This is a genomic window from Pseudomonas ulcerans, assembly GCF_036324125.1.
Taxonomy (GTDB): Bacteria; Pseudomonadota; Gammaproteobacteria; order Pseudomonadales; family Pseudomonadaceae; genus Aquipseudomonas; species Aquipseudomonas ulcerans.
The window spans coordinates 29,275-42,735 of sequence record NZ_JAZDQN010000036.1 but is presented as its reverse complement, the minus strand read 5'-3'; the positions used below and the strand labels follow the sequence as shown (position 1 = coordinate 42,735).

The following is a 13,461-nucleotide window of genomic DNA, read 5'->3' as shown; positions in this document are numbered from 1 at the left end:
CCCGTTCATGCTCGCCACCCTCACCGCCTTCCTCATCACCTCCTTCGCCCGCCTGGTCACCGGCGCCCGCGCCCTGTGGCTGGGCTGCAGCCCTCTGCCGATCCAGCGCCTGTACTACGCCAACCACAGCAGCCACGGCGATTTCGTGCTGATCTGGGCCGCGCTGCCGGACACCCTGCGGCGGCGCACCCGCCCGGTGGCCGGAGCCGACTACTGGCTCAAGCCGGGCATCCGCAGCTTCCTGATCCAGAAAGTGTTCAACGGCGTGCTGCTGGACCGCCAGCGCAGCGAGCCGCAAGCCGACCCGCTGCAGCCGGTGAAGGAGGCCCTGGCCGCCGGCGACTCGCTGATCTTCTTCCCCGAAGGCACGCGCAATCTCGGCGACGAGCCGCTGCTGCCGTTCAAGAGCGGCCTGTTCCACCTCGCCGCCTCGCGCCCGCAGATCGAGGTGGTGCCGGTCTGGATCGCCAACCTCAACCGGGTCATGCCCAAGGGCCGCACCCTGCCGCTGCCACTGCTGTGCACCCTGAGCTTCGGCGAGCCGCTGCACCTGCAGGCCGACGAGAGCAAGCAGGCCTTCATCGACCGTGCGACCCAGGCCCTGCTGGCCCTGGCCCCGAAGGAGTCCTGACATGGAACAGAGCACCTGGCCCCTGTTCGCCGGCATCGGCGCCCTGCTGCTGCTCGCCAGCATCGTCGGACGCGCGCTGAAATGGCGTGCCGGCCCCGGCCCGCACGCGGTGATCGACAACCTCAACGCACGCATCGATGCCTGGTGGGTGATGGTCCTGGTCATCGGCCTGGCCTTCATCTTCGGCAAGACCGGAGTGATCGTGCTGTTCTACCTGGTGTCGTTCTACGCCCTGCGCGAGTTCATCACCCTCACCCCGACCCGGCGCGGCGACTACCCGGCGCTGGTCCTGGCCTTCTACGTGGCGCTGCCGGTGCAGTACCTGCTGATCGGCTTCGACTGGTACGGGCTGTTCAGCATCTTCATCCCGGTGTACCTGTTCCTGCTCCTGCCGATCCTCGCCAGCTTCGGCGGCGACACCACGCGCTTCCTCGAACGGGCGTCGAAGGTGCAGTGGGGGCTGATGATCGCGGTGTATTGCCTGTCCTCGGTGCCGGCGCTGATGACCCTGGACATCCCCGGCTACGAGGGCCGCAACCTGCTGCTGATCGCCTGGCTGATCCTCGTGGTGCAGATCAGCGACGTGCTCCAGTACGTCTGCGGCAAGCTGTTCGGCAAGCGCAAGGTGGCGCCGTCGCTGTCGCCGTCCAAGACCCTCGAAGGCCTGGTGGGCGGCGTGGCCCTGGCCACCCTGGTGGGTGCGGCGCTGTACTGGATCACCCCGTTCAACCCCTGGCAGGCGGCGCTGATGGCACTGGTGGTGAACGTGATGGGCTTCTTCGGCGGCCTGGTGATGTCGGCGATCAAGCGCGACCGCGGGGTGAAGGACTGGGGCCACATGATCGAAGGCCATGGCGGCATGCTCGATCGCATGGACTCGGTGTGCTTCGCCGCACCGATCTTCTTTCACTTCGTCCGCTACTGGTGGGCCTGAGGCGGACGAAGTGGCAAGCTCGATCAAGTGCTTGGCAGAGGAAGGCAAGCGGCGACCCGGGTAACCGTGTCCAATGGGCAGCCCGCATTCCCAACGCCGGGATGGGCCACAAGAGCCAGCCACTGGCCGGTATCGCCTGCGTGCCAACATCCCGATAATTGCCGCGCCCCGCCAAGAGGGCGTCCGCCACCAGGAGTACCGTCATGGGCAAACTTGCTCTGGCTGCCAAGATCACCCACGTTCCTTCCATGTACCTGTCCGAACTGCCCGGCCCGCGCCAGGGCTATCGCCAGGCCGCGATCGATGGCCACAAGGAGATTTCCCGCCGCTGCCGCGAGCTGGGGGTCGACACCCTGGTGGTCTTCGACACCCACTGGCTGGTCAACGCCAACTACCACATCAACTGCAACCCTCACTTCAAGGGCACCTACACCAGCAACGAGCTGCCGCACTTCATCGCCAACATGGACTACGAAGTGCCGGGCAATGCCGAGCTGGGCAAGCTGATGGCCGCCGAAGCCAATCGCTACGGGGTCGAGACCATGGCCCATGACGCCACCAGCCTCGGCCCGGAGTACGGCACCCTGGTACCGATGCGCTACATGAACGAAGACCAGCATTTCAAGGTGGTCTCGGTCTCGGCGCTGTGCACCTCGCACTTCCTCAACGACAGCGCACGCCTGGGCTGGGCCCTGCGCAAGGCGGTGGAAGACCACTACGACGGCACCGTGGCCTTCCTCGCCAGCGGCTCGCTGTCGCACCGCTTCGCCCAGAACGGCCAGGCACCGCAATTTGCCGACAAGGTCTGGAGCCCGTTCCTGGAAACCCTCGACCACCGCGTGGTGCAGATGTGGGAAAACGGCGAGTGGGATGACTTCTGCACCATGCTGCCGGAGTACGCGGTGAAGGGTCACGGCGAAGGCTTCATGCATGACACCGCGATGCTGCTGGGCGCGCTGGGCTGGTCGAAGTACGACGGCAAGGCCGAGGTGGTGACGCCTTACTTCGGTTCGTCGGCGACCGGGCAGATCAACGCGATCTTCCCGGTGACGCCGCAGGACGGCTCGGCGATTCCGGAAGCGCAAGCCTCGGCGGGGCAATTGGCGGCGGTCGGCCGGCTGTAATTTCTTCTCCCGGCCACACCCCCTGTGGGAGCGGGTTTACCCGCGATAGCGGCGGTGAATTCACTACCGTAATCGCGGGTAAACCCGCTCCCACAGGGTCGGTGTAAACCATTCCTTCTTTACCCCCTCCCCCTGGCAGCCCCGATCAAATCCGACAGCAGGCTGAGTCAAGAACCTACCGCTCGTTAGGCATTTAATGCAAAGTGTAACAAGCGCTACGGTCGCCCTCGCCAACGTCCAATTATTCAGGCCGCCACCATGATCAACGTCGAAACCCCCACCTACTACTCCGCCACCAAGAAGTACAACCTCGCCTTCCCCACCCTGGAAAACGATATCGAAGCCGATGTCGTGGTGATCGGCGGCGGTTTCTCGGGGATCAACACCGCCCTGGAACTGGCCGAGAAAGGCATCACCAATATCGTGGTGCTGGAAGCGCGCTACCTGGGCTTCGGCGGCACCGGACGCAACGGTGGGCAGATCATGGCCGGCATCGGCCACGACCTGGAGAAGATCAAGAGCAGCGTCGGTGAACAGGGCCTGCAGCAGATCTTCGAGATCGCCGAAATGGGCGCCGGGATCATCAAGGAGCGCATCGCCAAGTACGCCATCGACGCCGACTTCTGCCACGGCTACGGCTACATGGGCTTCAACGCCCGCCAGGAAAAGACCCTGCGCACCTGGGAAAAGGAATTCAAGAAGGTCAACACGAAGGACGAAATCCGTTTCCTCGGCGGCTCCGAGGTCAAGCAGATCATCGGCTCCGACGCCTACAGCAGCGCCCTGCTGCACATGGGTGGCGGCCACGTGCATTCACTCAACCTGCTGCTCGGCGAAGCCCAGGCCCTGGTCGGCCACGGCGCGCGCATCTTCGAACACAGCGCGGCCCTGGAGGTGAGCTACGGCGACACCATCACCGTGCGCACCGGGCGCGGCTCGGTGAAGGCCAGCAAGCTGCTGTGGGCCTGCGACAGCTTCCTCAACAAGCTGGAACCGGAACTGCACAGCCGCACCATCAACACCTTCGCCTTCCAGTTGATGACCGAGCCGCTGTCCGATGAACTGATCCAGCGCATCAGCCCGATCCGCGGTGCCTACAGCGATATCCGCCCGGTGATCGACTACTATCGCGTGACCAACGAGAACCGCCTGCTGTTCGGCGCCGCCACGCCCTTCGTCGAGCACATCCCCAACGACCTCAAGGCCTGGAACCGCGCCCTGATGCTGAAGATCTTCCCGTACCTCAAGGACGTGAAGATCGACCTGGCCTGGGGCGGCCCGATGGCCACCAGCGCCAACCTGTTCCCGCAGATCGGCACCCTCAGCGGGCGGCGCAACGCCTTCTACGTGCAGGGCTACTCAGGCTTCGGCGTGACCCCGAGCCACATCATCTGCAAGATCCTCGCCGAGGGCATGGCCGAAGGCTCCAGCCGCTACGACCTGATCAGCTCGGTGAAGCACGCGAAGATCATCGGCAAGGACAACTTCCGCCCGGCGATCCTCACCGCAGCCAAGACCCTGCACCAGCTGTCCGGGTTCTTCAACGGCCGGCGCTAGGCGGCACGGATCAGCAGCAGCCAGTCGGTCACCTGCACCACCCGGATCGGCAGGCTCTGCTGGAGGATCTCCAGGGTCTGCCGGCTGTCGTCGAGGGGAAAGCGGCCACTGACCCGCAGGCCGGCAACCTCGGGCTCAAGCCGTACCCAGCCCTTGCGATAGCCGCGCAAGGCCTCCACCAGATTGCCCAGGGGCTCGTTGTGCGCCACCAGCCAGCCTTGCAGCCAGGCGGTTTCCATGGCGCCCATGGGGGTCTGTTCAAGCACCCCGCCAGGACTGAACCAGGTCACCCGCCCTGCCGGCAGTGCCTGCGCGGTGGCGGCGGCCGGCAACAGGCGCGCGCCTTCGCGCAGGGTTACCACCCGCGAACGCCCCGGCAACTCGCGCAAGGTCAATTGCCCACCGTCGCTGAGCAAGGTACCGGAGGCGGTATGGATCGACAGCGGTCGGCGGACCAGGGGCGCAACCTCGATCAACATTTCACCCTCGTGCAAGCGCAGGCGCCGCTGTTCGCCGTCGAACCACAGCGACACCCGGCTGCGCGCATTGAGCTGCAACTGGCTGCCGTCGCTCAGCCGCCAGCTGCCGCGCTCGGCAGTGCTGGTGCGGTACTCGACGCCATCGCCCATGCCCTCGCCGCCCAGCCAGCCGGCACCGCCCACCAGCAGGCCTATCCCCAAGGCCGTGCGCAGGAAGGCGCGGCGGCCGTCGGGCTGCTCCAGGCTGCGCAACAGCGGCTGGCTGGCCCGGCCGCGCCAGGGCGACTGCTGGAACTGCGCCAGCCCCGCCAGCAGGCGCTGGTACACCTGGCGATGATGCGTGGAACGGTTGCGCCAACGCTCCAGCTCGGCCTGCTGCGCGGCATCGAAATCGCCGGATTGCAGGCGCACCATCCAGTCGATGGCCTCCTCCGCCACCGGATCGTCGAGCCGCTGCTCTTTCATCCTTCCAGTCCTCGATAACAGCAGCGCAGCGCCTGCGCCATCAGTTGATGGATGCGCCCGAGGGACAGTCCCAGGCGTTGCTGGATCTGCACGTAGGTCAAGCCCTCCAGCTGGCTCAGCACGAATACCGTGCGAGCCTGGCTGGACAGGCCATCGAGCAGGCGATCGATGGCCACCAGGCTCTCCACCAGCATCAGTTGCTCGTGAGGCGATGGCTGCAACTCCTCGGGCACCAGGGCCAGGGCTTGCAGATAGGCCTTTTCCAGATCGCGACGGCGCCAGGTCTCGTACATCAGGCGCTGCGCGATGGTGGTCAGCAGGGCCCTGGGCTCGCGGATGGCGCCGGGGTCGGGGAGCATCCACAGGCGCAGGAAGGTCTCGGCGGCGATGTCCTCGGCGCTGTGGCTGCAGCCGGTGCGAAACGCCAGGCGGCCGCGCAGCCACAGGTAGTGCTGCTGGAAAAGACGGGTAACGGTCTGCTGCTTGGGCAGGTTGTTCATGTCCATGGGTCTGACAATCTTCTGCGGGACTGCGCACGCCATCGGACTAGAAGGTGGTGGCCGGTCGAGTGATCGGTTGACTGCTTCCCTGGCAGTTGGCTTGAGTGTGCCCCAGGGGATTCACGCTGAAAAAGAATAAAAAATGTTACAAATAGACCTGTCGTGCATATGCATTTTCACCCGACGAGGCTCATCCGCCAGCAAAGCCGGCTCCGCCAAGAATGGTCGCCAGCCAGCTCGCCAGACGCTCTGCCAGAGCCGGCTTTGCTGGTGGATGAGCCCGGTACCGCCCTGCCGCTATTGCACGGCCAAGGCCCCGCGTTCCTGTTCGCGCAGCGGCCGTACCAGCCAGCTGATCACCAGGGTCAGCAGCAGGATCACCGCCGCCAGGAACCACAGCACGCCATGGAAGGCGCCGTCGTAGCCGCCACGGAACAGTTCGCCCAGCGACTGCGCCTCGGCCACGCCCTGGAGGATGCTGTCGAGGTTGCCGGCCGCCACGCTGTCGAGCCAGTGGCGCACGGTCGCGGCATCCGTGCTGAAGGCCGCCAGCCCGGAACGCAGGCGGCCGTCGAGCAGGGTCGCCAGCAGCGAGCCGTACACCGCCACGGCAATCGCCTCGCTGCCGAGGCGGAAGGTGTTGAGCAGGCCGGCGGCCATGCCGGCTTTCTGCTCGGGCACGGTGCGCAGCGCCAGGCCGTCCACCAGGCCGGCCGACAGGCCCATGCCCGCCCCCACCAGCAACAACGGCGCCGCCAGTTGCCAGAGCGTGGCGTGCACCTGGGCCACCAGGGCCAGGCTGGCCACGCCAGTGAGCAAGGCCAGCAGGCTGGCCTTGAGAATGCCCACCGCCGATACGCCGCGGGCCGCCCACTTGCCGGCCAGGATCGGGCAGAACAGCATCGGCACGGTCAGCAGCAGCATGGCCAGGCCGGCCTGGGTCGGGCTCAGGCGCAGTACGCCGAACAGGTAGCTGGGCAGGTAGGTGAGCAAGGTGACGAAGCCGAACGACGCCGCCACCGTCACCAGCGCCAGGCCCACGAACGGCCCGCTGGTGAGCAGCGACAGGTCGAGCATCGGTTGCCGATGACGACGTTCCTGCCAGGTGAACGCCGCCAGCAACAGCACCGCCAGCGCCACCAGGCCGAGCACGCCCGGACTCGACCAGCCCCACTGCGATCCCTGGACGATGGCGACCATCAACGCCAGCAGGGCCAGGACGAACAGCGCCGTGCCGCCCAGGTCGAAGCGCGCCTGGTGCTCGGCGAGCTGCCCGTCACGGCTGATCAGCGGCGTGCCGAGCAGCACTAGGACCAGGGTCAGGGTGTGCGCCCAGAAGATCGCCCGCCAGCCGACGCTCTCGATCAGCAGCCCGGACAGGGTCGGGCCGAGGCTGACGCCCAGGCCGGCGACCGTGCCGAACAGGGCGAAGGCCCGCAGCCGCGCGGCGCCGTCGAAATGAGTGGAGAGGATGGCGATGCCGCAGGAGAAGATCGCTGCCGCGCCGATCCCCGCCAGCGCCCGGCCCAGGTCCAGGACCCAGGCGTCGGTGGCCAGGGCCGAGATCACCGAGGCCAGCACGTACAGCACGGCGCCGACCACAAAGCAGCGCTTGCGCCCCAGGCGATCCGCCAGCGCGCCCCAGGCCAGGGTGAAGCAGGCAAAGGCCAGGTTGAAGGCATTGACCACCCACTGCAGGTGGGTCAGCGAGGCCTGGATATCGCTGCCGATGGCCGGCAGCGCCAGCGCCGTGCCGGAGATGGAACTGGGCACGACGAAGATCGCCAGGAGGATGGTGCCCAGCAGGGCATTGTCGGAAAGCTTGGTGGTCATGGGGTCGTCCTTGGTTCGACAGGGGTGAAGCCGCGCACCGGCAGTCGGGTCGGGCGGCGCAGGATGATGCCCTCGACCCACGGCAACTGCTCCGCCGGCAGGTCCAGGCGCAGGTCCGGCAGGCGCTCGACGAGAATCTGCAGCACCGTGGTGATCTCCAGCCGGGCCAGGGCGGCACCCATGCAGTTGTGCATGCCGTAGCCGAACTGCAGGTGGCGGCCGTCATCGCGGTCGAGGCGGATCGCCAGCGGCTCGGGGAACACCTCGGGGTCGCGGTTGGCGGCGAAGGCATCGGCGTAGATCACGCTGCCGGCGGGGATCACCCCCCAGGGTCCTTCCAGGTCGGTGCTGGCCAGGCGCGGGAAGGTCGAGATGGTGCCCAGCGGCAGCAGGCGCAGCAGTTCCTCCACCGCCGACGGGATCAGCTGCGGCTCGTCCACCAGGCGGCGGTACAGCGCCGGCTGGGCCAGCAGCACGTAGACCGCCTTGGTCAGCACGCTGAGGATGTTCTGGTCGCCGCCGATCAGCACGCCCAGCAGGATGCCCACCAGTTCCTTGTCGCTCAGGCCCGGCTCGCTGTCGTGGCGGGCCGCGACGAAGCGCTGGATCAGCCCGTCCGGCAGGGTCGGCCGGGCCCCGGTGACCAGGTCGGTGAGGTAGTCATAGACGCCCCAGAACTGCCGCAGCAGCTCCGGCACGTCGGCGTCGGAGGCGATCTGCACGGTGTGGCTCAGCGGCCGGTAGTAGTCGCGGTCGGCCAGGGGGATGCCGAGCAATTGGCAATCCACGGTGGACGGCACCTGCTCCAGCACCAGGCTGAACAGGTCGGCACCACGGGCCTGGCGCTGCAGCAGGTCGATGCGCTCATGGGTGACCCGCTCCACCGCCTCGCGCAGCAGGGCCACGCCGCTGGGGCTGAAGTCCCGCGCCACTACCTTGCGCAGGCGGCCGTGGTCGGGGATATCGTTGTTCAGCAGCAGTTCCGGCGGAGTGATGGTGGGCAGGAAGCTCGGCCCGTCCTCTTCGTTGCAGGGGGCGCGAATGGCCCGGTTGTCCAGCAGCAGCGCCTGCACCTCGGCGTGCCGGACCAGGTGGATGGCAGTGTGTCCGCTGGGCAGGCGGATGCGCTTGAAACCGCCTTCGGCGGGCAGTTCCTCATAGGCCGGCGCTGCATCCAGATACGGAATGTGGGCCACGTTGATATCGGCGAGCCGGGCGCTGCCGGGCAAGGTATCCAGGGCGATGTTCATCAGGCGGGTTCTCCTTGGGCGACCGGGTGCCCCGCCGCCAGCGCGACTACGCCGGTGAGCCGGGCGATATCGGCCAGGGCCTGGGGGTTGCTGCGAAAGTGCACGGTCTGCCAGCCACTCGCGGCGGCGGCGGCGACGTTCTCGGCGAGGTCGTCGATCAGCAAGTTGGCGGCGGCCGGCAGCCCGGCGCGCTGCAGGGCGATCTCGAAGAAGCGCGCATCAGGCTTGCGGCAGCCTTCCTTGCTGGAATCGACGATCAGGTCGGCGACCTCCTCCAGGCCGACGATGGGCCGCCAATGCGGCTCCCACTCGACGACGTTGTTGGTCAGGATGCCGATGGCAAACCCCGCCTGATGCAGGCTGCGGGCGGCCTCGACCATGGCGGCATTGGCCTGCACGCCGGCGAACCACTGCTCGCCGAAGCGCCGCAGGCGGGCCCGGGAAATGTCCGCCGGTGGCGACTGGCGTTGCAGCGCCAGCCCGACCCGCCGGCCCCATTCATCCTCGCTGAGCAGGGCATTCTCGATCGGCGCCAGGGGCGGCACGCCCAGTTCGGCGGCAACCTCGGCGATCGCCTGTTGCAGCACCGCCGGGGCCAGGCCGGTCTTCACCTGGTACTGCTCGAACAACGCCGGGATGGGCGGCGACAGCACGCCGCCGAAGTCGAACCAGACCCGCTGGATGGCACTCATCAGGCACCTCCCACGGCAGCCAGGGCCGCCGGCTGGACCAATCGCTGCAACTCGACTTCGGCACTGGCCAGCTCGGCCCCACCCTGCTCCACCGTCAGCGCCAGCAGCACACGCCCGTCCTCGCCGAGCCGGAGGCTGCCCAGATGCGCCTTGACCCGCGTCGCCAGGCCGAACTCGCCAAAGCGGGCGAACACCACCTTGGCCCGGCCCAGCAGCAGTTCGTCCGGGGCCAGCCCGGCCTGGCGCTTGGCCGCCAGCAGGGCGATCTGGCGGAAGCCTTCGAGCAGCAGCATGCCGGGGATATGGTCCAGCGGATGGTCGAAGATCGCCGGATTGGCCTGGTCGACGATCAGGCTACCCACCAGCTGACCGTCCTCCACTTCGATCTCGCGACCGAGCACCACGTTGTTCAGCCAGTGCCGACCAACCTGGAACGGTGCCAGCGGCGCCGGCAACTGCGCTTTCGCATCAGCTTGCGGGGCGACGGCGGCAATGGCGCGGTTGCGCATCTTGTGCCAGGCGGCATCGGGCATCCAGCGGATCGCCATGCGCTCGTGGCGCGCCGCGACACGGCCATTGAGGCTCAGGGACATGTCCAGGGTCACGCCGCTGCGCTGGCCGTGGCGCACGTACTCGTCCACCACCCGCACCTCGATCAGCGCCGAGGCCGGACGCACACCCACCACCAGGGCTTCGCGCTCGACGATCCAGGTGTCGCTGTCCAGGTAGATGAACTTGTCGTTGGCACTCACGTCGAGGAACGCGTGGGACACATAGATCGACGCCTGGCGGAACACTTCCAGCAGCAACAGGGTGTCGTAGTGGGCGTCGCGATGGGTGTGCTCGCTGAAGTAGCTGTGGGTCCGCGGCAACTGCGCCAGGCAGCGGAAATGACCGTCGGCGACACGCTGGGCGCCGGTCAGGAACACTTCGCTGACCGCCGCGCGGTGCACCATGCCGCGGGGCACGGTGTTCTCTTCGACATTGGCGGCGAGGACCACGGCCGGGTCCAGTGCGATGGAGTCGGGATGCTGCAAGCTCGTCATGAATCAGGCCTCGTCAGGTTGTACGCAAGGGGGTGGATCTGTTCTTGCTGTGCAACGGGCAGGCGGTTTTTTCAGTGGTGCTACAGACCGATTGGTTACGTGCTTATAGCTGAAAGACACGCAAAAAAAGCTGGTTATAACCTCCAAACAACAAGTTCTAATCCCGCCACTGAAAATCCCGGGGCTCCATCGCTCAAGGTCGGAAACAACAGCCAACACCTGTTCGCACCGCCTCGATCCGGAGCCTTCCATGTCCCGACGCTTTACCCTCACCCCACTGGCCTGCGCCCTGGCCCTGCACCTCCTGCCCGTCAGCGCCATGGCCGAGACCACCTTGCCGGCCAGCCAGCAACAGCAGGTCGACTACGACATCCCCGCCGGCAGCCTCGAAGACGTGCTGCTGGCGATCTCGCAACGCAGCGGCAACGCCATCGCCTATGACCAGGAGCAGGTCATCGGCCTGCACGGCCCGGCCATTCGCGGCCGTCTCACCCGCCAGCAGGCGCTGGACACCGCCCTGCGCGGCAGCGGCCTGGGCTACAGCAGCACGCCGAGCGGCGCGGTGCGCATCCATCGCCAGGCCGATGCCACCCCCGCCAGCGCGCCCCTGACCCCGGCTGCCGCGCCACGCCTCGGCGCGGTGCAGGTGATCGGCACCCGGCGCAGCGATGTCGGCGCCCTGCAAGGCGCCGCGCCGGTGGACATCATCGGTAGCGACGAACTGCGCCGCACCGGCCAGGACAGCCTGGCCAGGGCCCTGGAAAACCTCGTGCCGTCGGTTACCTACCCGCAGATCAACGGCACCGATGGCGTTTCCGCGCAGCGCCCGGTGCTGCTGCGCGGGCTGGCCGCCGACCAGGTGCTGGTGCTGGTCAACGGCAAGCGCCGCCACGCCTCGGCTTTCGTCAACACAAAGGCCACCCTCGGCCGCGGCTCGCAGGCGGTGGACCTGGCGACCATCCCGGTGTCGGCCATCGACCATATCGAACTGCTGCGCGACGGCGCTTCGGCGCAATACGGCTCCGACGCCATCGCCGGGGTGATCAACATCGTGCTCAAGGACCAGGACCACGGCGGCGAAGCCCAGGCCAGCGTCGGCCAATACACCAAGGGCGACGGTTTCAGCCGCTCGCTGTCCGGCTGGAAAGGCTTCAGCCTGCCCGGCGACGGCTACCTGACCTTCAGCGCCGAAGGCGTGGAAAGCGAACGCACCTCCACCGCCGGCGCCGACCTGCGCCAGTTCTACCCGGCCGGCGACGCCCGCGAAGCCGAGGCCGACCGACACTGGCGCTACGGCTCGCCCGGGCTGGGCGACTGGAAGATCGGCGTCAACGCCGGCACCTTCCTCGACGACACCACCGAGCTGTACGGCTTCGCCACCTACCAGGACCGCACCGCCGAGTCCCAGGCCGTGTTCCGCCGGCCGATCGACGCCAACAACATCACCAGCGTCTACCCCGACGGCTTCCTGCCGCTGCTCGACGTGCGCTCGCGCGACGGCGCCGCCACCAGCGGGATCAAGTTCGAGGATGCCCTGCTCGGCCGCTTCGACCTCAGCGCCAGCTATGGCCGCAACCGCATCGACTACCACCTCGGCGACTCGATCAACGCCAGCCTCGGCGCCGGCAGCCCGCGCAGCTTCGACGCCGGCGCGCTGGTCAACGACCAGGCGCAGCTGAGTCTCGACCACGTCAAGGAATTCGCCGTGGGCTACGGCGCCGGTCCCCTGGTGTTTTCCAGCGGCCTGGCCTGGCGCCGCGAGGGCTACGAGGTGATCGCCGGCGACACCGCGTCGTGGGTCCAGGGCAGCGTGCTGCCGACTCGCGCCGGGGGGGGCCAGGGGTTTCCCGGTACCCAGCCAGGCGATGAAGGCAGCTATTCGCGCAAGGTCTTCGGCGGCTACCTGGGCCTCGAACAGCAACTGACCGACGCCCTGCAACTGGGCGTGGCGGCGCGCAGCGAGCATTACGACGACTTCGGCACCACCACCACCGGCAAATTCTCGCTGCGCTACGACTTCACCGAGCGCTTCGGCTTGCGCTCGACCCTGAGCAGCGGCTACCGCGCGCCAACCCTGGGACAGATCGGCACGTCGGCGACCCAGACCGAATTCGTCGCCGGCGATCCCACCGCCTACCAGGTCGGCACCGTCAGCGTCGATACCGCAGTGGCCCGCGCCCTCGGTGCCAGTGACCTGAAACCGGAAAAATCCACCAACTTCTCGGTGGGCCTGGTCTGGCAGCCGGTGGACGATGCCAGCCTGACCCTCGACGCCTACCAGATCCGCATCAAGGACCGCATCGCCCTGTCGGAAACCCTGCGCGGCGCCACGGTCAGCCAGATCCTCGCCAGCCAGGGCTACGGCAACTATTCCGGGGTGAGCTTCTTCACCAACGCCCTCGACACCCGCACCCATGGCGTGGACCTGATCGGCCGCTACCGCCTGGGCCTGAGCGAGGTCGGCGAACTGACCTTCAGCGGCGGCTTCAACTGGAGCAAGACCCAGGTCACCGACATCAAGGACAACCCCGGCCCGCTGGCCGGCACCGGCATCGTCCTGATCAACCGCGAAGCGCTGAGCTACGTACAGAGCGCCAGCCCGCAAAACAAGCTGGTGCTCGGCGTCGACTGGCGCCAGGGGCCCTGGTCGGCCAACTTCACCAGCCTGCGCTATGGCCGCTACACCCTCGACTCCAACGCCGGACCACAGTCCGACCAGACCTTCGCCAGCCAGTGGGTAAGCAACGCCAGCCTGTCCTGGGATGCCGATCCGACCCTCACCCTCACCGTCGGCGCCAACAACCTGTTCGACAGCTACCCCGACAAGATCGACGTCGCCAACCGCTTCGTCGGCGGTCGCGTGCAGTACCAGAGCATCTCGCCGGCCGGCGCCGAGGGCGCCTTCTACTACCTCAAGGCCAACTACCGCTTCTGATCCGCCACCCGCACA

11 protein-coding genes are annotated in these 13,461 nt (G+C 67.5%); 5 read left to right on the top strand and 6 right to left on the bottom strand.

From position 1 onward, the window contains the following. The first annotated feature begins 7 nt into the window (after positions 1-7). The 4 genes from V0R59_RS24580 (at position 8) to V0R59_RS24565 (ending at position 4,246) form a co-directional block, all read left to right on the top strand. Positions 8-631, top strand: coding sequence for a lysophospholipid acyltransferase family protein (locus V0R59_RS24580; RefSeq protein ID WP_330077218.1), 624 nt, complete (start codon positions 8-10; stop codon positions 629-631). Between the two features lies 1 nt (position 632). Continuing rightward, complete coding sequence (locus tag V0R59_RS24575; protein WP_330077219.1) at positions 633-1,565, top strand: phosphatidate cytidylyltransferase; 933 nt, start codon at positions 633-635, stop codon at positions 1,563-1,565. A 203-nt stretch (positions 1,566-1,768) separates the two neighbouring features. Further along, positions 1,769-2,689, top strand: a complete 921-nt coding sequence (gene hpaD / locus V0R59_RS24570) for a 3,4-dihydroxyphenylacetate 2,3-dioxygenase (RefSeq protein ID WP_330077220.1) — start codon at positions 1,769-1,771, stop codon at positions 2,687-2,689. A gap of 258 nt (positions 2,690-2,947) precedes the next feature. Beyond that, positions 2,948-4,246, top strand: coding sequence for an NAD(P)/FAD-dependent oxidoreductase (locus V0R59_RS24565; RefSeq protein ID WP_330077221.1), 1,299 nt, complete (start codon positions 2,948-2,950; stop codon positions 4,244-4,246). Here V0R59_RS24565 and V0R59_RS24560 read toward each other — a convergent pair. From V0R59_RS24560 to V0R59_RS24535, 6 genes are all read right to left on the bottom strand, one after another. Next, the gene (locus V0R59_RS24560; RefSeq protein WP_330077222.1) at positions 4,243-5,190 is read right to left on the bottom strand and encodes a FecR family protein; all 948 of its coding nucleotides are present in this window, start codon (positions 5,188-5,190) and stop codon (positions 4,243-4,245) included. The two genes, V0R59_RS24565 and V0R59_RS24560, sit on opposite strands and share 4 nt — an antisense overlap. Continuing rightward, entirely contained in the window at positions 5,187-5,696 is a 510-nt protein-coding gene (locus V0R59_RS24555; RefSeq protein ID WP_330077223.1) for a sigma-70 family RNA polymerase sigma factor, read from the bottom strand. The genes V0R59_RS24560 and V0R59_RS24555 overlap by 4 nt, the downstream gene beginning before the upstream one ends. A gap of 291 nt (positions 5,697-5,987) precedes the next feature. After that, complete coding sequence (locus V0R59_RS24550) at positions 5,988-7,523, bottom strand: MFS transporter (RefSeq protein WP_330077224.1); 1,536 nt, start codon at positions 7,521-7,523, stop codon at positions 5,988-5,990. Then, the gene (locus V0R59_RS24545; RefSeq protein ID WP_330077225.1) at positions 7,520-8,773 is read right to left on the bottom strand and encodes a cytochrome P450; all 1,254 of its coding nucleotides are present in this window, start codon (positions 8,771-8,773) and stop codon (positions 7,520-7,522) included. The genes V0R59_RS24550 and V0R59_RS24545 overlap by 4 nt, the downstream gene beginning before the upstream one ends. Next, positions 8,773-9,465, bottom strand: coding sequence for an HAD family hydrolase (locus tag V0R59_RS24540; RefSeq protein ID WP_330077226.1), 693 nt, complete (start codon positions 9,463-9,465; stop codon positions 8,773-8,775). The genes V0R59_RS24545 and V0R59_RS24540 overlap by 1 nt, the downstream gene beginning before the upstream one ends. Continuing rightward, on the bottom strand, positions 9,465-10,511 hold the full coding sequence (locus V0R59_RS24535) for a ScbA/BarX family gamma-butyrolactone biosynthesis protein (protein ID WP_330077227.1): 1,047 nt from the start codon (positions 10,509-10,511) through the stop codon (positions 9,465-9,467). Before V0R59_RS24535 ends, V0R59_RS24540 begins: the two co-directional genes overlap by 1 nt. Before the next feature lie 250 nt (positions 10,512-10,761). Here V0R59_RS24535 and V0R59_RS24530 point away from each other — a divergent pair, with 250 nt between their 5' ends. Further along, positions 10,762-13,446 carry a TonB-dependent receptor gene (locus V0R59_RS24530; RefSeq protein ID WP_330077228.1) on the top strand — a complete coding sequence of 895 codons (2,685 nt, stop codon included), beginning with the start codon at positions 10,762-10,764 and terminating at the stop codon, positions 13,444-13,446. Positions 13,447-13,461: the final 15 nt, after the last annotated feature.